Raw genomic sequence first — 25,024 nt, 5'->3', positions numbered from 1 at the left:
CGGTTCCCGCAGCGCATCATGCGCCTTGGGAACCGCCTTTTTTGATAGATAAGAATTTTTATATTTTGGGGTTCCCGCAAAGTACCTGAGTCATCTTCGAAGCTGGAACTCCACTTTGTGGGGTTATTTTGTGAAGCATAAGATTACTTCTCCGTTATCGGCAATGGTACTGGTACTGGTACTGATACCGGCACAGTCACTTCGAATTCGGGGATATACTCCTTCTCCCGCACTCCGTCCTTGTTGATGGACAGTGTACGGAAGGGTTTGACCGTGAGCCGTCCGCCCGGATGCACCAGCGGTTCGAATAGGGCTGCTGACAGCAGAGCAGTTCCTCCCGAGGCACTCCAGCCGGTACCCCCGTTAATCTCCTGCAATACGTTGCCCTCATCATCTATAAGATCATAGCCCAAGAAGTCCTTCACTGCATCGACGGGCTGCCCCGCAGGCCGTTCAATCCGTGTGGTGAGTCTTGTAGTAATCGGCGTAAGCTCCAGCGTCTCCAGCGTGAAGGTCATGCCAGAGACGCTGCGGACAATGGGCTCCGCAATACTGTTACGATAGGTCTTCTTGACCACAGGCAGCGTGATTTCAAAAGGCTCCGCGATGCCCTGGATATCAACAGCCATCGTCAGATCGAAGGTATCCGGGAAGGCACGCCCGCCCTGATTCTGCAAATCCGTGAACTGAATGATCCTGGAATCGGCATCCTTCCCGCGCAGCAGGAACGGACCAAAGGAACCGCCGCCGGTGCCGCCAAGCGGACCATAGGTGTTAATATCCTCACCGTCCACCGACAGCTTGATATCTGTCATCAGGTCGCTGATATCGCCCTGCTGCAGCTTCTCTACATCCGTATGGCGCTCTATCCCAAGGGTCACGCGAATTCCGTCGTACATCACCTCAGACACCTTGAGCGTTAACCCGCCGTGGGTATCGCTACGCTCCGGTACTGCTGCGAGCCCCTGCTCATCTGCATTCCGCAGCCCCAGATCCCCGGCAAGCCGGAAGATCGAGTTCATCCCCGGTATTTGCTTAATGGATGCCGCCAGCGTAGGAGAGATCCATTCAGTGCTTGCAATCAGCAGGGTAACCAGGAGGACAGCCGCTGCGATCCCCGCACTTTTCCGCAGCATCCGGCCTGTTCTTCTTAGCCTTCTAGGCTCTGCCTTCACGCCTGACAGTCGCCCGCTAAGCGCCCGGCGCATGATGCGTTCCTCCAGATCAATCTGAACCGGGGTCTCCCGGATCATGCGTCCAATCCGTTCCAGTTCGGCTTCCTCCCGTTTAACTTGGTTCATGGGTGATTCTCCCTCCACTATTCTGACGGCGTCCTAGCTTTTTGCGCAGCCGTTCATATTTTTTGCGGACCGTCCCGGCCTTCATGTCCATGATGATCCCGATCTCCTCGAAGCTATGCTCCTCAAGCGCCCGCAGCAGCAGAATCTGCCGCTCCTCCATATTTAACTTCTCAAGCAGACCGTGGACAATCTCTGTATATCTTGTATCTCCGGCCTGCTCTTCCTCCTGGTGTTGATGTTGCCTGTAGAGACTGAGCAGCTTGAAGCTCTTATTCCTGCGCTTAATCCGGTCGAGACAATGGTTGCGCGCAATGGTGTACAGCCAAGCCGAGAAAGAAACTTCCTCCGAATACTGCTGCAGCCGCGTTAGTGCCCTGATAAAAATATCCTGCGCCGCATCCTCAGCCTCTTCCCGGTTTCCCAGTAAGTAGTAGCAGTACAAGTAGATCGGCCGCTGAAAATGTCTAATGATCAGGGTGTATGCCTGTACATCCCCCTGCTGGACTTGCTTTACCGTCTGCTCCACTGCCAGCTTCGGCTCCGCCCCCTGCTCTGTCCGGTTATCCGAACCGCTGATTTCCGCTTTATCCACAGCTTCTCTCTCCTCTCTGCCTGTATAACTGCAAAAGGCTGTGTTTTGTGACAGACCCACCAAAAAGAATCATTTCCCAAACCCAAAAAGTTCGTTTATAATAAAACAAATATAAGTTCTATGTTTATAGAACAATTATCTCAACTACACCAGAAAGCAGGAATTTCTTATGAATTATAAAGTAACCGTGGACTTCGCGCCTGTCTATGAATGCATTACCAGCCTGAACGCTTTTATCGGCAAGCAAAATCATACGGCTATGGATGCCGGGACCTCCTGGGTCCGCCAGGTCCAGACGCAGTTTGCCCCTGTCATGCTCCAGCGCATGAAGGAAGTGCTGAAGCTCACCGATAATTTCAGTCTCTCCCCCTACATCTGGAGCTGTCCCGGAGAGCGTACGGCGGCGGAGTTCCTGCATTGGTTCGAAGCGCTGTCTCCGGGGGAGCTCTACGACATTGCAGGGCAGTTCGGGCAGAGTGTGCCTGCGAATCTTGCCGGGCTGCGTGATGCTGCGGCTGAAGTGATCCGGGTATGGAATGACAGCTATTTCAGCAGCATTGAACCGGCCATTATGGAAGGGCTGCGGCAGGAGGCCGAAGCACGGGCAGCGATGCTGGACGGCACGAATGATATGGCCATCTACGAGGCAGCTACCGAAGGGATGCGGCTCTATCCGTCGGAGACGCTGAAGCAGGTTATTATCACTCCGCAATATCACGCCCGTCCGCTGGTCATCTCCTCTCAATATGATGAGTTTGTGTTCACCAGCTACTCCTGCGATGCACTCCCTCCCGGAGAAGGACGTCCTGCTGCCGCGCTCCTGCGGCTTACCCGGGCATTGTCGGATGAGACCCGGCTGTTCATTCTCCGGCAGCTTACCGGACGTCAGATGAATTTCACGGAGATTGTGAAGGCAGTCCAGCTGTCCAAAAGCACGATCCACTACCACCTGATCGCGCTGCGCGCAGCAGGTCTGGTCATCGTTCACACCAGCGGCAAAAGTGTCTCCTACAGCCTGCGGCTGGAGGCGCTGGACGATCTGCCCGGACATATTGAGGACTATCTGAAGGGGTGAGCGGGTTGCAGAAACGGAGCTATTACGGATTGTTATCCACGGTTTCACTCAGCGCCTTCGGCGATGCCTTTGGGCTGCTGGCCATGGAGTGGCTGGTCTATGACCTGACTGGCTCCAAGGTGGCGATGGGGGCGCTTGCACTCAGCTCCATGATTCCCGAGCAGGTGCTGCGCCTGCTCGGCTCGCCGCTATCCGACCGGCTGCCCCGCGTGCGGTTCATGGCCTGCCTCGCCGTGCTTCGGCTGCTGGCGCTCCTGCTTCCGCTCGGCATGGGCCTCGCCGGCCATCTCCAGCTCTGGCAGCTGTTCGCGGCCGCCAGCCTGAGCGGCGCCTGCTCCGCGCTGTTCCTGCCGACGGCCATGGCCGTCATCCCGGAAATCGCCGGAACCGGCAAGCTGATGCGCGCCTTCGCGATCATTGACGGCTGCAAGGGTGCCGCCGCGCTGCTCGGTCCAGCGCTTGCCGGTATCCTGACCGCGGCCAGCGGCGCCTTGCCAGCGCTCGGGGTCAACGCCGTATGCTATATGGCTGCGATTGCCATGCTGCTGTGGCTGCCCCGGATGGGCAAGCCCGCCGGGCCGTCTGCTGTTGCCGTTTCCGTATCCGGCTATCTGCGGGAGGTAGCCGAAGGCTTCTCATTCTACCGGCGGTTCCCGGCCATACTGACAATCATGATGATGGCTGCCGTCAGCAATCTTAGCTCCACAGCCATATGGACGATGATGGTCCCTTATGTCCGCGAGGTGCTGCACCGCGATGCGGCGGCTGTAGGCACGCTGTCTACAGCCTCTGCGCTTGGGTACCTCGCAGGACTCGGGGTCATCTCCATCATGGGCGAGATTAAGCAGCGGCGCGCTGTCATGCTGGGCAGCCTGGGCTTGTCAGGCATCGTCACCATGCTGTGGGGCTTCATCCCCAGCTATGCCTTCGCCTTATTCGCCGTATTCGCTGCCGGACTGATGGGGCCCTTCTTCAGCTCCCTGAGTTCCTCCCTGCACGGGCGGCTCGTGCCCGGCCAGCTTCAGGGCCGGGTCAACTCGGCGGGAGCCTGTCGCCGATTGGCGCCCTGGCAGCCGGTACGGTCGCCGAGCTGTATGGGGTTCCTGTTCTTTTGCTTGCCGCAGGCCTGCTTCCGGCGCTCTACGCCGGAGTGGCCCTGCGCCTGCCCGGCCTTAAGGCGCTGGACGGCGACCTGTCTGTGCTGGAGCAGCGGGACCGTCAGCGCAGAGAGGCTGCACTGACGGGCAAGATCTCTATGTAGATGGACCTCAAGGAGCTGGCAGCGTTGCATTTCATGCAGGATGTCCGCGCAGGTCGTTCCTATCGAGCTGGATTGTTGCATTTCGTGCAGGATGTCCGCGCAAGCAGCCCCTATCGTGCTCCAGTGTTGCACATTATGCAGGATTTTTTCTAATTTGTTACTGGCTATGGCGCATTGTTGCAACTATTGCAGGATTTCCGGCGATTCGGGGCGAGTGGGAGCTGGATTGTTGCATTTCGTGCAGGATCTCTACGCAGGCTGCCCCTATCGAGCTCCAGTGTTGCATTTCATGCAGGATTCTCACACACTGCCCCCTAGCGAGCCACAGTGTTGCACAATGTGCAGGATTCCCGCGCACGCCTTACGCCGCCCCACGCCAAACAGGCGATGCCACATGCGCATCGCCTGTTTATCGTAATTCACCTGCTGTGCTGCTATCCTGTAACTGCTACTCAGGACTCCAGCCCGCCCTCACTGGTCACATAATGACTGGTGTCCCCGTGCAGCACAATCTCCGGCACGCCGTCAGTAATATCAATTCTGCATAGGCAGGTAGGGTGAATGTAGGGCAGATCCCATAGCTTGTCCATAGCCCGGTCTTCAAAATAAGCCATCAACACCTTCACTACTACCGTATGGGTGGCAATAAGGATCGTGCCGCCTTCGTGCAGGTCTATGAGCTCACGCAGCTTGCCGAGCGCACGCTCCTGCACTGCTGCGAAGGTCTCGCCGCCCTGGATGCTGAACAGCGCCGGGTCCCCCCAGAATAGCTGGTGCTGCTCCGGGTACTGCTCCTCCAGCTCACCGGCCTCCCGGCCTTCCCAGACGCCAAGGTTAATCTCTTTGAACTCATCATAAGCGGTAAGCGGGATCTCCCGCCCGCCCCGGATAATCTCTGCCGTCCGCAGCGCCCGGGGGCTGGAGCTGGCATAGACCGCGTCCAGATGGACATCCTTCATAGCCTCGCCCAGCCACTCCGCCTGCTGGACGCCCAGTGGCGTAAGCGGCGAATCCTGATGACCCTGCATCCGCTTCTGCACATTCCATTCCGTCTGCCCGTGTCTTGTAATATACACCGTAGTAGTCATGAATTCCGATTCCCCTTTACCCAAGTATGTATCGATAATTACCTGCGGCGGCGCTCCAGCCACTTCACCCCATAATCGACAATCTCCCACTGCGGGACCAGTTGCGCCGCAGATGCTGCAACGAAGCCCTTGGCAATCCGCCCGGTCTCCTTGTCAAAGTCCGCGCCAAGCTCAGCGAAATCATCTGAATTCCAGTTGTAATCACTGAACTCTACCCATTGCCGGACGCCATCCACCAGCATCGGAGCACCTGCGATAACCTCCTGCTTCCCTGCATAATCGGCCCGGTGCTCCGCCAGATGCAGCGAGGTATTGTTCCCATGGTCCACGCCCAGCAGCAGCACGCTTCCCCCCAGCTCATAGATCCGGGCCAGCGGCGACCGCTCTCCGAAGGCATATTCCAGGCCATGGCCGTCAATAATGACATCCCGGTGCTTCCCCCAGGCGGCAAAAGAATCAATCGGATGGCTGCTGCGCCGCACACCCCGCTGCTTGCGGAAGCAGTCCGGGATAATGCCCATACCGCGAATAGGCGTCAGGTCCGGGTCGTACGCCGGCATATGCTCGCGGATGCCCGGCCACCAGGCCTCCGGCACCGGCGGTCTGCTCCAGCCTGACGGATCGGTCAGATCCGAGGATTGCGTCGGCATCACCAGCGTTCCTTCCTCGCCCAGCACCTGCTCCAGCGAGAGGATCACGGCAACCGGCCCGCCGGCAACCCATTGCCCGAGTGACTTGAAGGAGGAGTGCAGCAGTAGCGTCATCCCCTCCTGCACACCCAGCCGCCGGAAGTCGGCGGCAAGCCTGTCTACTGTAATCAATGTTCCTTGGATCTCTTCCATACAAATACCTCCAGACCTTCCATCTATCCTATCATAGACCAGAACCGCCAGTCTTGCCACCCGGCCCTTAACTCCCGCTCATTATCACTCCTGCAGCTGCTCTAATCCTAAGACTCCTTATCCTCAGCCTGGCCGGGATAACGCCCCATCAACAGCTTCGCCCGGTACTCTCCGGGGGAGATGCCCTCCAGCTCCTTGAATACCCGTGCGAACTGCTTGCTGTTCTCGAAGCCGACGGACTCAGAGACGGAGGCCAGCTTGACCCGGTTATCGGCCAGCAGCTCTTTGGCGTGACGGATGCGGACTTTTTTGAGATACAGCACGAAGCTCTCCCCGGTATAGGCCTTGAATGCCTCACTGAAATAAGAATAGTTCAGGGACACATAATTACTGACCATCGCCATGTTCAGCGGACGCGCATAATTCGCTTCGATATACGCCAGCGCTTCCTCCATATCGGCATGCTCGGTATGAGCGGATTTGATGCCTATAATATAATCGTTAACGCTCAGGAGCAGATGCTCCAGCGCACGGTAATAGTCGTGGAAATGGCGGAAATTATGCAGGTTGCCCACTTGGCGGTAGAGCTTCAGCACCTCCACCGAAGCTTCGCCATGTGTACGGAACACCTCATCCAGTACGCGTTCATTCATACTCCGCCCTACATTTTCCAGGTAGCCCAGATCTAGCCTCAGCAGATGCTCCGTCTGAAAAATAACGCCAAGCAGCGCCTTGATCTCCTTCTCCCGCCCGGTTCCCAGCATATTGAGCAGCTTCCGCAGCTCCTCCTCCGGGAGCGGGAAGCTCAGCCGTCCAGCCTGAATATCGGTATAGTCCACGAAGCTGGCCTGCGGCGACAGGAAGATATATTGCAGCGCCCGGCAAGCCTCCAGATAACAGGCGCGGAACTGCTCGGCGCTGCGGCTCTCCCTGCTGATTCCGAGCAGCAGCCGCGTAAGCTCCTTGGACTCGGCCCTCTTGGCCAGCTCCAGGAAGCTCTCCCCGTCACCAACCAGCACCAGCTTCCCGTCCCCGTCCGTCAGAATCTCCGTGAATTTGTGCTCCAGCGGTCCGCCCAGCTGCTCCAGCAGCCCCTGCACTTCTGCAGGCTTCATCCGTGTACCGTCACTGTGATAATAGTTCAGCACCCCTACTGTAAAAGGCACTTCAAGCCCCGCAAGCTCCTCCTGCTGCGCAGACGATACCTCGCCCTCCTGCTGCATCAGGAGGCTGCGTAGACGGGCCGCCCGCAGCTCGCGGCGGTAGCCCTCTGCTTCCTGCAGCTGCTTGTGGCTGCTGAATTCCCGCTCTTCCCCTTCCTTGGCTATCCGCTCCAGAATCTCGAACAGCTCCTCACGGCGGATCGGCTTCAGCAGATAATCCTTGACGCGGTAGCGGATCGCGCTTTTGGCATATTCGAAATCATCATGGCCGCTGAGTATAATGACAGCCGGAGCCCCATCCGCCGCTGCTTCCGCAGACAGCCGCGCCAGCAGTGTAATTCCGTCCATGATCGGCATCCGGATATCGGTGATAATCACATCCTGCCGCTCCTGTTTGTACAGCTCCAGTGCTTCCGCGCCGTTGCCCGCCATCGATATGCTGTAGACAGCCGGATATTCCCGTTCAATCATCGCCTTCAGGCCTAAACGGATCATTTTTTCATCATCCACAATCAGCAGATTAGTCATAGCTGTTATCCCCCGTCAATAGAACTTTGGGCAGTGACATGTACACGGCCGTCCATTTTCCCGCTTCGCTCTGTACCTCCAGCCCGTAGGCTTCACCGTAGAATAGCTGCAGCCGCTGGTGCACATTGCGCAGTCCGACGCCGCCCGCCTTATATCCTCCGCTGCTGATCCCGGAAGCGTCCGCTCCAGGCTCCTCTTTCGCATAGATCGCCTCATGCAGCGCCAGCAGCCGCTCCGGCGTCAGTCCCAGACCATTGTCGCGCACGACAATTAGAATCTCCGTCCCGACCTCCGTCAGATCAATCCGCACCACGCGGTCCTTAAGCTCGACTCCGTCCGCGTTCCAGGCATGCTTCACACTGTTCTCGACAATCGGCTGCAGCGACATTTTAAGCACCTCCACTTCCAGATAAGCGCTGTCAATATCCAGCTCTAACCGGATGGTATGCTCGAACCTGATGTTCATAACCTCCACATAATTCTCAATATGGCGGATCTCGTCCCTCAGCTTGACGTATTCTCCGCTCCACTTGAAATTATAACGCATCATGCCGCCCAGCCGGGTCAATGCATCCGAGATGGTCCGCTGGTTCTCGATTTCGGCCAGCATCTTGATATTCTCCAGCGTATTATAGAGGAAGTGGGCATCGATCTGATTATGCAGGGTGCGCAGCTCCGCTTCCTTGGAGAGCGCCTGCTTATGGACCGCCTGGGCCACCAGCGTATTGATCGTATTCAGCAGCTTCGAGAAATGATGGGCCAGCTCCCCGACCTCACCGCCGCCGTTGACCCGGATGCTGCCGTAAGGCTCACCTCTGCGGACCTTCTTCATCGTCTCGGTCAGGCGGCGGAGATTCTTCAGAATAAATGCGTTCATGATATAGGCAATGACCGTTACCAGGAAAATAAAAACGATATTCGCCCCAATAATCAGGTTGCGGGTACGCGAAATATCCTTCATTAATCCCTTCATGGAGACCACCGTGACCAGGGAAGCATTAATCTGCTCCAGCGGCGCTTGAATCAGCAGGAATGAATTCCCGTTCTCCTCGTAATCCATCTCCCATCCGCCCATCTTACGGTAGACATCCAGCCGTTCTTTAACGGCCGCAGAGAGTCCCGGATTCTCCTCCAAGAAGGAGTGGTCCGTCCGGGTGAACAGGTTCAGCTCCTCATCTGCGATCATCATCTGCGATTCATTGTCCTGCACAGAGGTGAATGCCTTAGGTGCGAACTTGCTCAGCTGCATATCGACCTGCACCATCCCGACATGATGCCCGGCAGGAATGCTTTTCTCTTTAAGCAGCGACACCTTGGCCGGACCAGCCTCCACCTCCCCTGCGTAGCGCTTCATGAGGTCGGGATCCCGCTTCTGAAAGGACCAGTAATGCTGTCCCTCCATCTGCAGCGCTTTTTGAAACCACGGTTCCATCGATACCCGGTCCTCACTGAAAATAACCGGCCACAGCTCATGCACATTCTTATTGCTGGAGAACAGCCGCAGATGCTCAATATTCGGATTATTGAATTGCATCTGGCTCAAGCTCACAAAGGTAGTTGTATTGAAATCGATCAGTTCTCCAAGCGAAGGCTCATCCTCGCTGACCAGATAGCTCTCCACCCCTTTATCAGAGGAAGCCATCTGGGCGACCCGTTCCATCGCTTCAATCTGGTTGAGCACATACAGCTTCTCCATCTGGAGGAGATAGCTGTTCTTCTCAATAGAATCACGCTTATAAGTATTATTGATCGCTCTGTACGAATAGAGGGACACCAGCAGGCTGGGTCCCAGAATAATGAAGATATATGCAGCAATCAGCCGGCTCTGCAGTGACCTCCGCCCCCACCAATAGCGGAAGGAATTCCATAATGCCCCTGTTCGTTCGCGCATGCTCACCTCTTGAAAATAGCCCAAAAGCCCGCAGTCTGCGGGCCAATGGGTCTTATATTTAAAAACTTACATTCCGAGTTTCTTTTTGTTCTCTTCATATTTCGTCTGGCGGTAGGCATCGAAGGTCGCCTGGCCGTCCTTTTCTTTCTTGGCGAGATAATCGCTCCAGATCTTATCGAAGTCTGCATCGGAATCCGCCATCAGCAGCTTCGGCATGGTTTTGCCGCGAAGCTGTTTCAGCTTGGTCGCGATAATGCCTTCCGGCGAGTTGCCGGTAGGGTCAATCAATTGGAATTCGGAGGTGTTGACCGATTTGCCCTTCGTCCAGTCTTCCAGTTGTTTGTAAGGCTCTACCGATTCCGGCTTCCATTGATCGGTAATATTGGTGTTCTGCATCATCCAGAAGGTGAAGGATGAACCGTACTGCTTATCGAAGGCTCCGCGGTCGGTGTTCATCAGCTTCAGCGCCTCAGGCAGGAATTGGTCCTTGCCGTCAATTGTATCATAGCTGACCCCTTTTTCGCCCAGGAAAAGATCCTTTTGACCTTCTTCACTGTTCAGGTAGCTGAGGAATTTAATCGCACGCGCTTTATCCTTCACATTCTTGGAGATCAGGGTCACCGTCCAGCCGGAGATCCCAGGGCCGTTCAGTGCAGGCGGGTCCATCTTGGTGTTGGCCGGTCCGTCTACTGCAATGTACACCTGATCAGGGTTTTTCTGGAAAATTGTACCGAGCTGCGAAGCAAAGTCTGTACGCTGATAGAGCATTGCGAAGTAGCGTCCCTGTACGATTTTTTCTTCCATTTGCGCACGCTTGTCAATGAAGATATCCTTCGCCAAGAGTCCGTCCTGGTTCGCCTGGCGGAGAGTCTTCATCCAGCGGACATACTCAGGATCTGTCTCACGGTCATAGACCTTGCCGTCTTTTTCCCAAGGAATGTTCAGGAAGTTCTGAATGTAGCCTTCCAGCGAGTCGTTGCCGTTCTCGGTGAACTCATGCAGACCGAGCGGAATCAGCGGCTGGCCGTTCACCTGAGGGAATTTCTCCTGCGCTGCCTTCAGCGCGGCGAGGAAGCCTTCAGGCGTACGCATATCCGGGCTGCCGATGGCTTCATAGATATCCTTGCGGACCGCAAAGGTCTGGTTGGATACGTAGGTATCGCCGTATTGCTTATAATCGGCCGGGGAGGACGAGGAGTTCGGATAGCCGTAGACATTGCCGTCCGGCTGAGTATACCAGCCCAGCTTATCCTTATCCGATACCTTGTAGAAGTAAGGGTCATATTCATCCGCCAGCTTGTTCAGCGGAAGCACAAGATCTCCTTCTACCATTTTTTTGATCGCATCTTCCCAGTAGCCGAGCGTAATGAAGTCCGGCAGCTTGCCGGAAGCCATCAGTGTGTTCAGCTTCTCGTTCTCATTACCTGCAGGCACGATGAAGTTAAGGTTAACGCCGGTCTTCTTGGTCACATATTGAGAGGTTGGATCTACGCCCCATTTATTCGGGAACCAGGCAAAGTTCAGATACCAGTCAAAAGTAATCGGTGAAGTATCGCTCTTCCAGCCCGGTTCATCGGCCGAAGCCGCAGGTGCCGGTGTTGCAGCATCTGTTGCAGGTGCCGTTGTAGCCTCCGTGTTCGCCGGCTTATTATTCCCCGTGTTTCCGCCCGCGGCGTTATCCTTGCTGCCACAGCCCGTAACAGAGAAGGCCATCATGAGTCCCAAGAGCAGCAGGACCGTTTTCTTCGGCTTATGTTTCATGCCCATTTGTTTACCCCTTTTCTAGATCATAATATTTATAAGCTCAACCCCGTAGCCCTTCAGACACCCGGGCGTTGGAGGAGTTACCTGTGGCTTGCAGATGCTTAGCCCTTGATCGAACCAATCATCATGCCTTTGACAAAATAACGCTGCAGGAACGGATAGACGAACACGATCGGCAGTGTGGTCACGACCATGGTAGCCAGCTTAATCGACTGTGAGGTGACCGTTCTTGTGGCCGCGCTGCCCTGGACAGCAGTCATCATCGTATTGGAGCTGGACTGGGCCACGACCCGGAACAGATAGGTCTGAATCGGCTGCAGATCCACGTTGTTGATGTAGATAATGCCGGTAAAATAATCATTCCACTGATAAACCCCGTGGAACAGCGCGATGGTGGCAATGACCGGCATGGAGACCGGCAGCACAATCCGCAGCAGAATCGACCAGTCGTTAGCCCCGTCAATCCGCGCCGCTTCATCCAGACCATCCGGAATTTCCCGGAAGAAGGTCATGAAGATAATGAGGTCGAAGAAGCTGAACATCACCGGGATGATATAGACCAGGAAGTTATCCAGCAGATGCAGGTCGCGGTTCAGCAGGAAGGTCGGGATTAGCCCGCCGTTGAAGAACAGGGTGACCGTACCGATCAGAATGTAGATTTTGCCGCCCACCAGATCCCTGCGGGATAGAGCATACGCGACCATTGCTGTGAAGAATACATGCACGGCAACACCGACTACTGTCTTGGCTACGGTAATGGCCATCGCCAGCATAATGCCCGGACTTGCGAAGACCGCCTCGAAGTTCTTCAGTGTGATGATGCGCGGCCACCAGTAGATTCCGCCCAGCATGGCGTCATTGCCGTCATTGAAGGCGTTGACCAGCACATACCAGATCGGATAGAGCGTCAGGAAGCAGACGCAGAGCATGACCAGATTATTGATGATGTCGAAGATGACTTCGCCTTTGGTTCTGCGTTTGAGTGCAAACATAGATAGATCCTCCTTGTTCTAGAACAGCGACGTGTCGTTGATTTTTTTGGATACCTGGTTAGCAATCAGCAGCAGAATCAGTGCAATGACCGCCTTAACCAGAGTGACCGCCGCAGAGTAGGAGAAGCGGTTAGAGACAATACCTGTCTGATAAATATAATAGTCAATGACGTTAGAAGCACTGTCATTCAGCGAGTTGCGCAGCACCAGAATCTGGTCGAAGTTGGAGCTCAGCACTCCGCTGACCGCGAGAATGAACAGAATGCTGATCGTGCCCCGGACGGACGGCAGTGTAACGAACCACATTTTCTGGAACCGCCCGGCTCCGTCAATCGTCGCCGCCTCATACATCTCCGGAGAGACACCGGCGATCGCCGCCAGATAGATAATGGCTGACCATCCCAGCTCTTTCCAGATGTCGGAGCTAATGATAATGGTCCAGAAGTAGCTTGGCTCGGCCAGATACGTAATCGGCTGGTCAATGAGGTGCAGCGCCATCAGGATACTATTGATAATCCCCACATCGGCCAGCCAGGTGGCCAGAATCCCGCCAAGCACGACCCAGGAGAGGAAATGCGGCAGATAAGAGATCGTCTGAATCGCCTTCTTATACCGGAGGGAACGGACCTCATTAAGAAATAAAGCGAAGATAATCGGCAGCGGGAATCCGATAATCAGCTTGATCAGACTGATTCCCAGCGTATTGCGTATAACATTGGGCAGCTCGTCGTCGTCGAATAATTCCCTGAAATGCTGCAGGCCCACCCAGGGGGCTTCGGCAATCGATTTGACGATGTTGTACTCCTTGAAGGAAATAATCAGGCCATAGATTGGAATGTAGTTGAATACAATCATCCAGGCTACGCCGAGCAGGGCCATCGTCTGCAAATGCCGCTGGGCTACAAATTTCCTCCAGAGTGAATGTTTCCGACCTGAACCGGTTTCGATTGACGCCGTAATGAGCGGACCCATGACCGGGTCCTGCTTGGTATTTCGTTTGTTCTCCATCGTGTGGACCTCCAGGATACCTATCTGTTTATGTGAAGCGTTTTCATCTCTATGTAAGTATTGTATGCGTTTTAGGTATACGGTAAAAGGCCTCATATTTCGTATTTAGGGGCTCATATTTCGGCTTGGAGTATTCTTCTGGGCTCCCCAAGCCGAGCCTCTTACACATGCAGAACCGCATGCTCCTCCGACAAAACAAGATAGTCACCGATCACGCCGTCCTCAAACGCAGGCTTGCGGGGCTGGCCGTTTCCCAGCGGGGGCAGATCCTGATGATATTTGTAGAAAACAAGCTGGGATCGCGCACCCTCCTGCGTCAGCTCAAGCCGCAGCTCCTCATCGGTCAGACAGACAGCGGACACCACGCTCCCCGTTATTTTTGCCGTCAGCTCATCCCATTGCTCTTCCTCAGGCTCCCCTGCCCAGCTGGATATCCACGGCCGGTGGCTCTTGTTATAATTCAGGTGGCATTCAATCACTCTGCCGTCCAGCAGAATATATTGGCCCGATGCCCAGACGGCATACACAAGATACTGCCGAACGCTCTCCTTCTCCAGCAGCAGTCCGAAGAACCCGGGACCTCCCATGCCATAGGTCCCCAGATGGCGGTGAAATCCGGCAACCCGGCTGCCCATCAGCGAGTCCGTGTCCACCTCTTTCATAGTCATCGGTCTGGCGGTCATCATCGCCTCGCCTTCTTCCGCCTCATAGTGGAAGTCCCTGAAAGAGCTTTCTTCCGTCCAGCCTTTAGCCTCCCACGTCTCCCGCTGCGCGGCGGGAATAATCATGGAGTATTTCTCAATCAGTCCGATCTTAAGCTCGCTCATTCCTTCATCCTGCTCCTCTCCTGTTTGGCTGCTCTGCTCTAAGGTAATTCAAACCGAGCTACTCCAACCCAAGCTAGATTAACCCAATCTGATATATCACCTCAGGCTGTACCCTGTTAGCAGATGTATACCTTAGTATTATAAACTAACTTTCGGACTGGTGAATTTGCGTCTAAGTTGGAGTCTGCGCCAGCCTATTGCGATTGTAATCGGTTTTTCGATTACATTGGGTCCGCACACCCTCCGCCCGCCCATTGTAATCGGTTTTTCGATTACATTTGATCCGCACACCCTCCGCCCGCCCATTGTCGGTGATCGGTTTTTCGATTACATTGGGTCCGCACTGTCTTATTCACATCAAAAGTAATCATACTCCCCAGACAATCAGAAAGGAGGCCCCCAAGGACCTCCTCTCCGCCATTATCTACGCACGTTACGTTACGTTATTCCATCTCCGCACGGATCGCGGTAATCTCCCCGCGCCGCAAGGCCTCGGCATCTGCGCCGCGCAGCAAGCCGCCGGATACACTGCGTTCCTCACCGCTGCGGAATTCCAGCTTCATCTGCTGAATAACCGCCTTGCTGTCACCGAAGGTATCCGCATGACGCGGATTCACATACGTTACTTCCGTGCTGCCCAGCAGCTTGAAGGAGACTTCTCCCTGCTCGTCGAACAGCCAGCCGGGAAGGGCCGGATGCAGCGCCAGAGTCAACTCGCCATTCTCAATAGCAAACAGGCTGCTGCCAGCCATCATCGTTCTCCACATGCTCAGGAACTCGGCCGTGGAGCCGCTCAGGCGGGCCACGAATCCCCGTCCGTGTGTATGCGGGTCAGGGTTACCGCCCGTGGAGATGAACGACGAATTCTCCAGCGTACTGCGTCCATAGACCTCCGGGTCAAGGAACGGAATCAGCGATGTTCTCAGCTCGCTGTAGAATTCTTCATACAGTCCGGCCTTCAGCAGCTCAAGCAGATACTTATAGGACATGTGCAGGAAGTTCGATTCCCGCTCCTGCCAGCCTGCGGTGAACGCCCGGATGCGTCCGATCTCATGCCCCTCTTCCTCCAGCGATACCGAAGTGCGGTACATTGAGGTAACCGGATCGAACAGCCCGCTCTGCTTCACCTTGCTGTAGATGGCCTTGGCGGTCTGCTGATCCTCCAGTGTCTTAAGCCAGCGGGTTGGGCCTTCCAGGAAATACGGCAGCGCCGAAGCCTCGAATTCTTCTACGACTGCCTTCGGCAGTCCATAGCCGCTGATGACCGGCTCGCCGGCAGCATCCGTGACCGGCCGGAAGCGCGTAGCCTCGAAACGGAAATAGGTTGGGACCAGTCCGCCGCCCATGTCTACCGCACGCGCAATCCCCTGATCCACCTTGATGATCCACCGGGCCAGCATATCGCGGATCTCGGCAACAGAGTAGTCCGTAATTTCGCCTGTAATCCCGAAGCGAATATCCGCCCGGTAAGCCTCACGCGCCGAGGCTACGCGGTCCCAGTACAGGAACGGGTCCAGCGAACCGTCCAGCACTTCCGTTACAGCCTGGCCTACCTGTGTGAGCAGCGCCGCAATCTCCGATGGAAGAGCCACTGTGGAAGGAAGCCCGGCACTGTTCTCCAGCGCTTCCGACATGAAGACCAGCATCCGCTTCAGTTCCAGCGTCTCGCTCATGCCCGAGCCCATCAGGCCCGGCAGTCCGTTCATCGCATCGTTCCAGCCCGGCTTGTTCGCCTCCATCTCCACACCCATACCATATGGATCAAGCGTGGCGAATTTGTTCAGGGCGAGCGACAGCATTTTCACAAATAGACTGGTCCGGTAGATCTCCCCGTGCCCGCCTTGTGTGCGCAGCCACTCGGTACCGGATGCCTTGCGCTTCAGCTTATGCAGCTTCTCCTCATCCTCCAGCAGAGCTCCGAACTGCCGCACCTTGCCGCCGCTGATCACGTATTTCTCGCTGCGCGGCAGGACATAGGCCGGAGAGTCGTAGAACGCATACGTCTCGTCCCCGAACAGCAGCTCTCCAAGGCGCTCAGGATAAATATCCAGATAGCCTTCCACCAGGTCCAGGTTATACGTCCAGTGATCAGACCAGAACCCCTCGCCGAAGGCGGCTTCAATGTTCTGCTGCGACAACGCAAGCACCCCGCTGAGGAATTCCTGCTCACTTAGGGTTAACACGATCTGCTGATCGGCAATATAGTTAATCAGACTGCCTGCGGTGAAGCGTCCGGCCAGGAGCTGTGTAAGTCCCGCATGCTGCTCTGCAAGCGCCCCGGCCAGCCATGCCTTAAGCTGCTCTTCCGCACCCGGCAGAATCTCGAAGCTGGTGCCCTGCACACTGAGCGGGTTGTAGCCGTCTGCCTGAATCAGGCTATAGAACATTTTGATATTGAAGCTGCCCACCTTGGGATGGAAAAAGACATCGTTACGCCGGTTCTGGTTCATATCGCGGAAATTCCCGTTCCCCTGCGAATAATATTCGGGGGCCAGCGAGAAGAAGTTATAATCCCGTTCCATATCGCCATGCTTGCGGGAGTAGAGATGGACCACGAAGCCCTCTTCCCCATTGTCAAAGATAAACGGATATCCCCCGCGCAGGAAATTGTCGAGATAGGACTGGCGGCAATACGCGTCAAAGATCGGCGAGGACGTCCGGGTGGCGATATCCGCAGTTAACTCCTCGGTCAGCGCGGCAGCTTCAAGGGACTTGACGGCAAAATACTCCTCACGGCACAGCTCCGCCGTCCGTTCATTAATCCGGGCAATATCATTCACATGCCCGATGATGGTGTTCAGCTTCAGCGAAGCACCCGGGGCCAGTGTCCGGGCTGTGCCGCTGAAGCCACACGGCACCTTGTTGACCGGATACTGCGCCTGTGCCAGCAGTTCGGCCAACGGAAGCGCCGCGAAACGGTCGGGATAGGTCAATGACGTATTCCCGCCAAAGATCACTTCATAATCTACCAGCGGGCGGAGCAGCTCTCCTTCCGCCGTGGAGGAGAGATAGAAATGCCCGCTCTCGATCTTGCCGATTTCGGCATCGTCATTCGTGCCGGAGCGCAGCTTGTAGAACGGAATCCCGTGCTCCAGGTTGAACACATCCATCCAGCTGCGGAGAAGGTTCCCCATCTCCTTATAGCCTCCGTTCGCCACTCCGAACGGAAGCACCTCCGGCAGACCGTCCAGCAGTTCCAGCGCAAGTTCAACTCCGCCGATATTCTGAATCTCCACCTGGCGGACCAGCGCGGCATAATCATCCCCCGGAAGGTTGAAATAGTGGACCGTAGTCTTCAGTCCATGTCCGGCATGCGACTCCTCGATGGTCAGTCCGTTCGGCAGAATGGTCATGATCCGCTTGGCTGCCGGGTCCGGGCGGGCTGACTGGAACGGTTCATAGATCTCCGCTGCTCCCTTCAGCTTGATGAAGGTACGGAAGCCGGTCGAGGTTACATTCTTATAGGAAATATTAGCTGGGGAGAACTCCATAATCGGTGAGTTTTTGTCCCGTACGCCGAAGCTGCTGATCCCTTGGCCGCGGTTCACATAGAATGTCCACATCGGTATCCCCTTCAGTCCGGCAAGGCCCGGCAGGAAGCTGGCGAACGGCTTGCCTTCATGGAACTGCTCGATCACAAATTTTCCTGAGTCAAAAGTATAACGGCTCATATTTACTCCTCCTAAAATATCAATGAATGCTTACAGCCCGCTTCAGCTACCGGGCCGCAGTAGCTACGTTGTCGGCTGAACTTTCCCTTGCGATATAACTTTTGGGTAATTGCGCCCCCTGAATGGCTGCTGCCAGTCTGGGTGCCTTCGCTTTATGACCGCTCTACAGCCCTTTGAAGATTAGCCACCCGCCTGGGTGATTGCACTTTGTACAATAAAATTTGTCTCATTACGCTCCCGACCAGCCTTCTGTTGTATTTCATACAGTAGATTCCCAGCTTGCTGCCCGAAAAGGCCGCTTCTGCAGGATTCTACTGCACATAGTGCAATAGATCGATAATTTAGGCGTGAATAACAGGAATCTAGTGTACAAAATGCAATCGTCGACGCCCAGATGCCGCCCGGAATCAATCGTCCATGCCCTTACACCAGTACGCTCCCGCCGGATCACATTTCTCTTTCAAGCTACTGTACAGCCCCACCGCTCGATCCTTCTTCCAGCTACTCCACAGAGCCCGCCGCCCGCCCTCTAACCTTGCTCCACTATGCAGGCCTACCCCTGCTTAATCAGATGTGTCGCGATAGAGTGCGCAGGCAGCGTACATTCGGCGGTCTCAGCGCCCAGTCCCAGTGTCAGCGTACGTGCTTCCCCGCCTTCGTTCATCAGCACCACAGCGAGACTGCCGTCTGGATTGCGGAACGCTGCCGACAGCACATCTGCCGCTGCCGAATCCAGGCCGATCCGCACCGCACCCGGAGCGATGAATTTACTGAAATGCCCGATGTAGTAATACGAGCTGTTGTAGTGAACCTCGTCTGTAGCCGTATCCGCGATCACCGGAGCATCGCAGAGATTGCCCACATGGTTCGGCCCGCCCGTCTCATCCAGCACCAGATTCCAGTCCAGATAGCCTTCGGTCCAGGCATTCAGATCGCCGATCATATTGCGGCCGTAGCGCTCGCCCGTGAACCATTCTCCCAGACGCACGCCGCCCTCCTGGCAGCCTTCGGTGAACAGCACATGCTTATCCGGGAAAAGCTCATGCACCTGCTCCACATTGCCGAACTCCTCGCCGCCATACCAGTGGATACCGGTCCCCCAGACATACTGTGCAGCTTCCGGGTCCGACAGAATCGGGGTCACGCGCTCGACCATAATGTCGCGGTTATGATCCCAGATCACGATGTTCACATCGCCCATTCCGGCTTCGTGCATCACGGGGCCGAGATGGTTTTTGACAAAATCACGCTCTTCCTCAGCACTATACACACAGGAATCCCAGGTCTGCACCGCTGCCGGCTCATTCTGCACAGAGACAGCCCAGACCGGAACGCCTTCCTTGCGGTAGGCCTCGATGAATTTGGTATAATACCGCGCCCAGACCGGCGCATACTCCGGCTTCAGCGAGCCGCCGTTGTTCATCTCCCCGTTCGTCTTCATCCAGGCGGGCGGGCTCCATGGGGAGGCCAGCATGGTGAACGGTCCGCCCCGGACCTCCATAGCATCCTTAATCAGCGGCAGCACCCACTTATGGTCACGCGCGATATCGAAGGTCTTAAGCTCCGTATCCCCATCCTCCACATACGTATAATTACCGAGTGCGAAGTCGCAGCTATGGATATGCACACGGCCCATACTGTAATTCAGCCCGTCTACCGGGTCAAAATACCGCCGGATGACCTCCGTACGCTTCGCCGGACTCATCCGGGACAAGGTATACGCCGCTGCTTCTGTGAATGCGCCGCCAAAACCAATAATGGTCTGGAACGCCTGCTCCGGGTGCAGCACGATATCTGCTTTTGCCGCTGTGCCCTCTGCGCTGAACTGAATGCCATCCTTGCGACTCAGGCGATCTCCTGTATCTTTGGCGGTGACTACGGTTTGAACGGTTGTCATGTCTATCACTCCTTTATTATTTTTGCCAGGCGAAACCAGGGACGAAAGAAATCGAAACCGGTTTCGATTTTGCCGAAAAAAAAGGTATTCCTGAATGTACGCACCTTCATCACATGCGCGGCGGTGCGCAGGAATCCCTCACAATAATCTCCACAGGCAGCACAAGTGCTTCCTGAGCCGTACCTGGACCGTTCATAGATGCCAGCAGCAGCTCCGCCGCCCGGGTCCCCAGCATTTCGGTATTCTGTCGTACAGTGGTCAGCGCAGGCGTAACGTATCCGGCAAGCTCAATGTCGTCATAGCCCATCACAGAGACATCCTCCGGCACCGCAAGCCCCTGATCCTTGGCCGCCATTACCGCACCCAGGGCCAGCAAGTCACCCGAAGCAAAAACAGCCGTCGGCCGCTGCGGCAACGCCAGCAGACGCTTCATTGCACCATAACCATTCTCCAGCGCGTAGAAGGCTCCCTCGGCCACATATTCATCCGGCACCTCAAGATCCTGCTGCTTCATAGCCGTTCTGTACCCCAGCTCCCGCTGCTGTCCCGGATAGGTGTTCCCGCCTCCCGAGATATGGGCAATCCGGCGGTGTCCAAGACTGACCAGATACTCCACGGCCTGCAGCGCACCCGTCATGTTATCCGAGCAGACTGTATGCGACAGCTCCGTCTCGAAATCGAGCACCACGGTCGGAATATCACTCTCCAGCAGCTCCCGGAAATACGGGTCATCATAATCAGAGAGGAACACTACCACCCCGTCGACGCCGCGAATCCGGCAGTTCTCCAGATATCCGCTCTGCTTGCCGCCTACATCCTTCGAGATGAACATGAGGGCATAGCCCTTGGCTACGGCAACCTGCTTGAAGCTCTCAATCACTGCGCTGAAAAAAGGATGGCGGATTCCCGCCCCCGTATTCTCCACAAACAGCACACCGATGGTCCAGGATTTCTTGGTCGTCAGTGTACGTGCATGCGCATTGGGAAGATACCCCATCTCCCGGGCGGTACGCAGAATCTCCTCACGCGTCTTCTCCCGCACATCGGAATAGTTATTGAACGCCTTGGACACTGTGGTTGGTGAGTAGCCGGTCCTTTTGGCAATATCGTATATCGTGGTCATTTCCGGTTCACTCCCGCAGCTCAATGAAAGCCCTTTTATGTTCACTGACATTCTAACTTCTTTCGGCACGGCCGTCCAGCATAAAATATCTTTGGACCCCAGGCAGCAGCGTCACGATCTGAATCAGCATTCCCAGCGACATATAGAACACATGAATTAAGCTGACCATGTTCCACATGTAGGTCTGCGCCATAATCCAGATAATCTGGCCGAAGCCGATATAGAGCGAAAAGCTCCAGGCCGCATGCCGCTCCTTGAACGGGGTCAAGACGTAGCTCCAGGCCCACTGCGGCCGCTTCCAGAGGCCGTACAGCACGAGCAGCGGGAGCAGGCCGAATACGGACAGCAGGAGCAGCCCAGGGACCGCAAAGCTGTGAAAGGGCATTCGTACCATTGCCGAGACCGGCATACCGAGCATTTCCCCGCTGGGATCAGTTAGCAGCGCCAGCCCGCCTGCGATGGCCCCCAAGCTCAAAAAACCTTGAAGTACCAACAGCACCCTAACAGCACCTGGCATTTTTTTAGCAGCGTTCATCCTCATTCCTCATTTCAGGCACCTATTTTCCGGCTACGGATTAGGGCTATTTCTGGTTAGCGCCTATGCTTTATTGAGATTTTACAGATTTCTCCTCAAGATTGCCGGGAAAGAAATCACACTCCGGAAAATTTGCATGATGTGCCTGCTGTGTGAATGTCTGCGGTTTACGCTATACTAGTATCAATTAGGACAACTACTGACATCAATGGATGCATGCAAGTATATGTACTTATCATTCACAATACAGAAGGGATTGGACGGTTGCGGCTTAAGGGCTGCTTCTGCCAAGTACACTTATGACTGAGACCACAACTCTACCACCATCCAAAAAATGCGCGTACTGCCATCAGCTTAAGCCGCTCGCTGAATTCCGCAGGCGCACAGGCAAGCGCGCCAAAGGCATGTCCCGGCGCGGAGCGTGCCGGGAATGCCGCAAGCTCCGCGAGGCCGAAGCTTCCTTGCCGCCAGTGCATTCAAGCATAGCGCCTGCCCTGCCGGAGCGCCAGGCCGGACCGGCCGGCCCCCTCAAGCGGGACAAGGGGCAGGTCTCTATCTCCGGGGCAGCTGCACCCGAGAAGGCAAAGCCGCCCATGGCCCAGCCCCGTCCAGCCTCCCGGCCGGAACGTGCCCGGGACGCCAGAGGCAGCGCGGGAGCGCCAGGCCTTAAGGGCAAGGCGCGTCCCCGGCATGCCGCCGAGACCGGGCGCAGCCTTCCGCAGCAGCGCGGGCCGAAGCCCGATCCGCAGGATGCCTCTGCCCTGATTCCTTCGGCCAAGGGCATGATTCTCATGCGCGGGCACAGCGATAAGGGCCGCCGCTGGCATCAGGAGATCGACCTTGAGCTTGCCGTGACGCTGGTCAAGGAGCATGCGGCCATCGTCGTGAACCGGCGGACGATCCGCCGCTTATACAGCAACAAGGACTTCCGCGCCTATATTTTGACGAGAGACAACTATACCTGTTATTTCTGCGGTCAATACGGGGATACCATCGATCATCTACTCCCCCGCGCCAAGGGCGGGCATACTACGCCGGATAACTGCGTCTGTGCCTGCAATCTATGCAATCAGACGAAGGCCGACCAGTTGGTGGAGCAATTCATGAGCCGGTAATGTTCTTGACCCGTCCAACCTGGCCGTCCGAGAGCCGCACCTTGATCCCGTGCGGATGGCGGGGCGAGTTGGTCAGGATGTCTTTCACTGTGCCGTGCGTGAGCTTGCCGGTTGCCTGATCCTGCTTCAGCACGATGTCTACCTGAATGCCGGGGCGGATATCTGCTCTTACTTGTCCGTTCATAATACACTCTCCTTCCGCTAATATTCGCGTAATATATAGTCTACTTACTCTTACAGATAAGGATGAACAGCCATGGCTTTTGGAATCAACCGGGCGGAATTAACCCGCTGGAAACAGGCCGTCTCCGCAGGGGAGATTGCGTTCCTGACCCATTACTGGATCGATAAACGCTACCCTGAGATCACAACAGTCACCAAGGTGGGCTGCAGCGATCTGCCCCGCCTGCGAGAGTGGTGCAGGAAGCACGGTCTCCCGGCGCGGTATATTCATAACCGCCAGCCGTTCCCCCACTTCGACCTCATGGGCCCGAAGCAGGTGGAGATTCTCAGGCAGGAGGGCTTATGGGAGCACCTGGAACGCTTCCGTATGCTCTGATGAACGGCAGACTGCGGAGCGCCTGCGACCGGGCGGTTATTTCGGGTTCCGCAGATCCTTCATAATCCGGCGGCCGGTCGGGGTCTGGGCCAGCCCGCCCCCGGCCGTCTCCCGGTGCTTCTCGGGCATCGCAGAGCCAACCTCCAGCATGACCTTAATCACTTCATCGGACGGAATCACGCTGCGGACGCCGGCCAGGGCCATATCCGCCGCCGCAAGCGCCGTAACGGCACCGAAGCCGTTGCGGACAATGCATGGAATCTCCACAAGTCCGCCTACCGGATCACAGATCAGCCCCAGTGTATTTTTGAGCGCGAGCCCTACCGCATGTACAGCCTGTGCCGGAGTCCCGCCGCGCATCTCGGTCAAGGCTCCGGCCGCCATACCGATCGCTGAGCCCACCTCGGCCTGACAGCCGCCTTCCGCACCCGATACAAAAGAATTATTAGCAATAACATACCCTATCGCTCCAGCCGCGAACAAACCGGAGACCATATAATCATCGTCCCAGCCGAAGCGCTCCTGACAGCTCAGGAACACACCGGGGATAATTCCGCAGGAGCCGGCAGTCGGTGTGGCAATAATCCGGCCCATAGAAGCGTTCACTTCAGAGACGGCAAGGGCATACGCCATCGCCTGGCCTGCCGGTCCCCCGAGACAAGGCTCATCCGCTGCATTATAGGCGGCCACCCGCTGGGCATCCAGGCCTGTCAAGCCGCTGCGTGAGGTGGTATCTTCGGTCATGCCGCGCTGCACCGCTTCCTTCATTACCCCGTAATACTCACGCATGGTGGCGAATTCCTGCTCCTGGGAACGGCCGGATTCGGCACTCTGCTCCTCAAGCATCAGAGCACCGATTCCAAGCTCCCGCTCCCCGCATAGTACAGCCAGCTGGCTGAGTGTTTGAAAATTCATGTTGTGATGTCCTTCCCCTTCTGTGTCTGTTCTTGTGTATTGCCGTTCAAATCGACTACCTTGACGCTGTTCACTGCCGGAAGCGCCCGCAGCTTCTCCAGCAGCTCCGCCGTGGCTGGCTCATCCAGCTCCAGCACCGTCAAGGCCGCCCCGCTGCGGTTCTTCCGGTCGAGTGACATATGTCCGATATTGAACTGGCCCTCCCGCATGACATCCGTAACACTGGCCAGCACACCCAGATAATCCATATGCTGAATCAGCACCGTCGGGTACATGCCGGTCAGCTTCACGCTGAAGCCGTCAATATCTACAATCTCAATATTGCCGCCGCCGATGGATGTGCCGGTAAGGGTCATCTCCGTCCCGCTCTCCCTGCCTGTAAGGCGCAGACGGACCGTATTGGGATGGGGAAACAGCCCCGTTCCCTGACCGAAGGAGATTCTCATCCCGGCTTTGGCCGCAAGCTCAATGGAATCCGGCAGCCGGTGGTCGTCCGTGGCGAAGTCAAGCAGACCTCCGGCGATCGCCCGGTCTGTCCCGTGTCCCTGATAAGTCGCGGCAAAAGAACCGAAGAACGTAACCTCGGCCTCTCGCGGCAGCTCACCAAGCACCTGCCTTGCGGCCCGCCCGATCCGCGCGGCTCCCGCTGTATGAGAACTGGAAGGCCCGACCATGGCCGGACCTATAATTGAGAATACATCTTTAAATCTCATAGTTCTGGTCTCCCGCTATCTGAATTCGGCCATGTACAGCGAATGATGTAATGATGTACATCTGTTCATTGTACAGCACCTATATATTATACTGCGTCCGCACCAAAGCTACACTATTACATGAATTGTGAGGGAAGTAGAAGGATGATTTATAACGTGAAACC

At 56.1% G+C, this 25,024-nt stretch carries 21 protein-coding genes; 4 read left to right on the top strand and 17 right to left on the bottom strand.

Features of this window, described 5'->3' with window-relative positions; all coding sequences use genetic code 11:
* Positions 1–143 precede the first annotated feature (143 nt).
* On the bottom strand, positions 144–1,301 hold the full coding sequence (locus MKY86_RS00755) for a DUF4179 domain-containing protein (protein ID WP_076085864.1): 1,158 nt from the start codon (positions 1,299–1,301) through the stop codon (positions 144–146).
* The gene (locus MKY86_RS00750) at positions 1,288–1,893 is read right to left on the bottom strand and encodes a sigma-70 family RNA polymerase sigma factor (protein WP_083685774.1); all 606 of its coding nucleotides are present in this window, start codon (positions 1,891–1,893) and stop codon (positions 1,288–1,290) included. The genes MKY86_RS00755 and MKY86_RS00750 overlap by 14 nt, the downstream gene beginning before the upstream one ends.
* Before the next feature lie 169 nt (positions 1,894–2,062).
* Here MKY86_RS00750 and MKY86_RS00745 point away from each other — a divergent pair, with 169 nt between their 5' ends.
* Positions 2,063–2,968 (top strand): ArsR/SmtB family transcription factor, encoded by a 906-nt coding sequence (locus MKY86_RS00745; protein WP_076085867.1) that lies wholly within the window; start codon positions 2,063–2,065, stop codon positions 2,966–2,968.
* A gap of 5 nt (positions 2,969–2,973) precedes the next feature.
* Complete coding sequence (locus tag MKY86_RS00740) at positions 2,974–4,209, top strand: MFS transporter (protein ID WP_076085870.1); 1,236 nt, start codon at positions 2,974–2,976, stop codon at positions 4,207–4,209.
* 472 nt (positions 4,210–4,681) lie between these two features.
* On the opposite strand, the gene MKY86_RS00735 is transcribed toward MKY86_RS00740, so the two are convergent.
* From MKY86_RS00735 to MKY86_RS00680, 12 genes are all read right to left on the bottom strand, one after another.
* Entirely contained in the window at positions 4,682–5,317 is a 636-nt protein-coding gene (locus MKY86_RS00735; RefSeq protein WP_076086679.1) for a histidine phosphatase family protein, read from the bottom strand.
* A 38-nt stretch (positions 5,318–5,355) separates the two neighbouring features.
* Positions 5,356–6,159 carry an aminoglycoside N(3)-acetyltransferase gene (locus tag MKY86_RS00730; RefSeq protein ID WP_076086682.1) on the bottom strand — a complete coding sequence of 268 codons (804 nt, stop codon included), beginning with the start codon at positions 6,157–6,159 and terminating at the stop codon, positions 5,356–5,358.
* Between the two features lie 107 nt (positions 6,160–6,266).
* The gene (locus tag MKY86_RS00725) at positions 6,267–7,850 is read right to left on the bottom strand and encodes a response regulator (RefSeq protein WP_076086685.1); all 1,584 of its coding nucleotides are present in this window, start codon (positions 7,848–7,850) and stop codon (positions 6,267–6,269) included.
* A complete protein-coding gene (locus tag MKY86_RS00720) occupies positions 7,843–9,741 on the bottom strand; it encodes a sensor histidine kinase (RefSeq protein WP_036732696.1) in 1,899 nt (632 codons plus the stop codon). The genes MKY86_RS00725 and MKY86_RS00720 overlap by 8 nt, the downstream gene beginning before the upstream one ends.
* A gap of 66 nt (positions 9,742–9,807) precedes the next feature.
* Positions 9,808–11,508: an extracellular solute-binding protein gene (locus tag MKY86_RS00715; RefSeq protein ID WP_076086688.1), complete on the bottom strand. Its 1,701-nt coding sequence runs from the start codon at positions 11,506–11,508 to the stop codon at positions 9,808–9,810.
* Positions 11,509–11,606: 98 nt separating this feature from the next.
* Entirely contained in the window at positions 11,607–12,497 is an 891-nt protein-coding gene (locus tag MKY86_RS00710) for a carbohydrate ABC transporter permease (protein ID WP_036732706.1), read from the bottom strand.
* Between the two features lie 18 nt (positions 12,498–12,515).
* Entirely contained in the window at positions 12,516–13,469 is a 954-nt protein-coding gene (locus MKY86_RS00705; protein ID WP_076086694.1) for an ABC transporter permease, read from the bottom strand.
* Positions 13,470–13,666: 197 nt separating this feature from the next.
* The gene (locus tag MKY86_RS00700; protein WP_076086691.1) at positions 13,667–14,332 is read right to left on the bottom strand and encodes a hypothetical protein; all 666 of its coding nucleotides are present in this window, start codon (positions 14,330–14,332) and stop codon (positions 13,667–13,669) included.
* Positions 14,333–14,775: 443 nt separating this feature from the next.
* Positions 14,776–18,003 (bottom strand): cellobiose phosphorylase, encoded by a 3,228-nt coding sequence (locus tag MKY86_RS00695; RefSeq protein ID WP_076083370.1) that lies wholly within the window; start codon positions 18,001–18,003, stop codon positions 14,776–14,778.
* 553 nt (positions 18,004–18,556) lie between these two features.
* Entirely contained in the window at positions 18,557–19,900 is a 1,344-nt protein-coding gene (locus tag MKY86_RS00690) for a glycoside hydrolase family 30 protein (RefSeq protein ID WP_076083374.1), read from the bottom strand.
* 109 nt (positions 19,901–20,009) lie between these two features.
* Complete coding sequence (locus MKY86_RS00685; RefSeq protein ID WP_076083377.1) at positions 20,010–21,023, bottom strand: LacI family DNA-binding transcriptional regulator; 1,014 nt, start codon at positions 21,021–21,023, stop codon at positions 20,010–20,012.
* A gap of 52 nt (positions 21,024–21,075) precedes the next feature.
* Positions 21,076–21,558 carry a hypothetical protein gene (locus MKY86_RS00680; protein ID WP_076083380.1) on the bottom strand — a complete coding sequence of 161 codons (483 nt, stop codon included), beginning with the start codon at positions 21,556–21,558 and terminating at the stop codon, positions 21,076–21,078.
* A gap of 299 nt (positions 21,559–21,857) precedes the next feature.
* Between MKY86_RS00680 and MKY86_RS00675 the strand changes: the two genes are divergently transcribed.
* Positions 21,858–22,673, top strand: a complete 816-nt coding sequence (locus MKY86_RS00675) for an HNH endonuclease (protein ID WP_076083383.1) — start codon at positions 21,858–21,860, stop codon at positions 22,671–22,673.
* On the opposite strand, the gene MKY86_RS00670 is transcribed toward MKY86_RS00675, so the two are convergent.
* Complete coding sequence (locus MKY86_RS00670; protein WP_036732721.1) at positions 22,660–22,857, bottom strand: YwbE family protein; 198 nt, start codon at positions 22,855–22,857, stop codon at positions 22,660–22,662. The genes MKY86_RS00675 and MKY86_RS00670 overlap by 14 nt on opposite strands.
* Before the next feature lie 72 nt (positions 22,858–22,929).
* On the opposite strand from MKY86_RS00670, the gene MKY86_RS00665 reads away from it, so the two are divergent.
* Positions 22,930–23,232 carry a hypothetical protein gene (locus MKY86_RS00665; protein ID WP_076083386.1) on the top strand — a complete coding sequence of 101 codons (303 nt, stop codon included), beginning with the start codon at positions 22,930–22,932 and terminating at the stop codon, positions 23,230–23,232.
* Positions 23,233–23,268: 36 nt separating this feature from the next.
* On the opposite strand, the gene sdaAA is transcribed toward MKY86_RS00665, so the two are convergent.
* On the bottom strand, positions 23,269–24,147 hold the full coding sequence (gene sdaAA / locus MKY86_RS00660; RefSeq protein ID WP_036732726.1) for an L-serine ammonia-lyase, iron-sulfur-dependent, subunit alpha: 879 nt from the start codon (positions 24,145–24,147) through the stop codon (positions 23,269–23,271).
* Positions 24,144–24,860, bottom strand: coding sequence for an L-serine ammonia-lyase, iron-sulfur-dependent subunit beta (sdaAB, locus tag MKY86_RS00655; RefSeq protein ID WP_076083389.1), 717 nt, complete (start codon positions 24,858–24,860; stop codon positions 24,144–24,146). Before sdaAB ends, sdaAA begins: the two co-directional genes overlap by 4 nt.
* Between the last annotated feature and the right edge of the window lie 164 nt (positions 24,861–25,024).

Origin of the sequence: Paenibacillus sp. FSL R7-0333, from assembly GCF_038000365.1 — a bacterium.
Lineage (GTDB): Bacteria > Bacillota > Bacilli > Paenibacillales > Paenibacillaceae > Paenibacillus_AQ > Paenibacillus_AQ silagei.
This window is presented reverse-complemented; position numbering and strand designations above follow the sequence as displayed.

Excerpts from the sequence above, each read along its gene's own strand:
- MKY86_RS00755 (WP_076085864.1), bottom strand. The coding sequence starts at position 1,301 with ATGAACCAAGTTAAACGGGAGGAAGCCGAACTGGAACGGATTGGACGC.
- MKY86_RS00745 (WP_076085867.1), top strand. The coding sequence starts at position 2,063 with ATGAATTATAAAGTAACCGTGGACTTCGCGCCTGTCTATGAATGCATT.
- MKY86_RS00735 (WP_076086679.1), bottom strand. The coding sequence starts at position 5,317 with ATGACTACTACGGTGTATATTACAAGACACGGGCAGACGGAATGGAAT.
- MKY86_RS00730 (WP_076086682.1), bottom strand. The coding sequence starts at position 6,159 with ATGGAAGAGATCCAAGGAACATTGATTACAGTAGACAGGCTTGCCGCC.
- MKY86_RS00725 (WP_076086685.1), bottom strand. The coding sequence starts at position 7,850 with ATGACTAATCTGCTGATTGTGGATGATGAAAAAATGATCCGTTTAGGC.
- MKY86_RS00720 (WP_036732696.1), bottom strand. The coding sequence starts at position 9,741 with ATGCGCGAACGAACAGGGGCATTATGGAATTCCTTCCGCTATTGGTGG.
- MKY86_RS00715 (WP_076086688.1), bottom strand. The coding sequence starts at position 11,508 with ATGGGCATGAAACATAAGCCGAAGAAAACGGTCCTGCTGCTCTTGGGA.
- MKY86_RS00710 (WP_036732706.1), bottom strand. The coding sequence starts at position 12,497 with ATGTTTGCACTCAAACGCAGAACCAAAGGCGAAGTCATCTTCGACATC.
- MKY86_RS00705 (WP_076086694.1), bottom strand. The coding sequence starts at position 13,469 with ATGGGTCCGCTCATTACGGCGTCAATCGAAACCGGTTCAGGTCGGAAA.
- MKY86_RS00700 (WP_076086691.1), bottom strand. The coding sequence starts at position 14,332 with ATGAGCGAGCTTAAGATCGGACTGATTGAGAAATACTCCATGATTATT.
- MKY86_RS00695 (WP_076083370.1), bottom strand. The coding sequence starts at position 18,003 with ATGAGCCGTTATACTTTTGACTCAGGAAAATTTGTGATCGAGCAGTTC.
- MKY86_RS00690 (WP_076083374.1), bottom strand. The coding sequence starts at position 19,900 with ATGACAACCGTTCAAACCGTAGTCACCGCCAAAGATACAGGAGATCGC.
- MKY86_RS00685 (WP_076083377.1), bottom strand. The coding sequence starts at position 21,023 with ATGACCACGATATACGATATTGCCAAAAGGACCGGCTACTCACCAACC.
- MKY86_RS00680 (WP_076083380.1), bottom strand. The coding sequence starts at position 21,558 with ATGAACGCTGCTAAAAAAATGCCAGGTGCTGTTAGGGTGCTGTTGGTA.
- MKY86_RS00675 (WP_076083383.1), top strand. The coding sequence starts at position 21,858 with ATGACTGAGACCACAACTCTACCACCATCCAAAAAATGCGCGTACTGC.
- MKY86_RS00670 (WP_036732721.1), bottom strand. The coding sequence starts at position 22,857 with ATGAACGGACAAGTAAGAGCAGATATCCGCCCCGGCATTCAGGTAGAC.
- MKY86_RS00665 (WP_076083386.1), top strand. The coding sequence starts at position 22,930 with ATGGCTTTTGGAATCAACCGGGCGGAATTAACCCGCTGGAAACAGGCC.
- sdaAA (WP_036732726.1), bottom strand. The coding sequence starts at position 24,147 with ATGAATTTTCAAACACTCAGCCAGCTGGCTGTACTATGCGGGGAGCGG.
- sdaAB (WP_076083389.1), bottom strand. The coding sequence starts at position 24,860 with ATGAGATTTAAAGATGTATTCTCAATTATAGGTCCGGCCATGGTCGGG.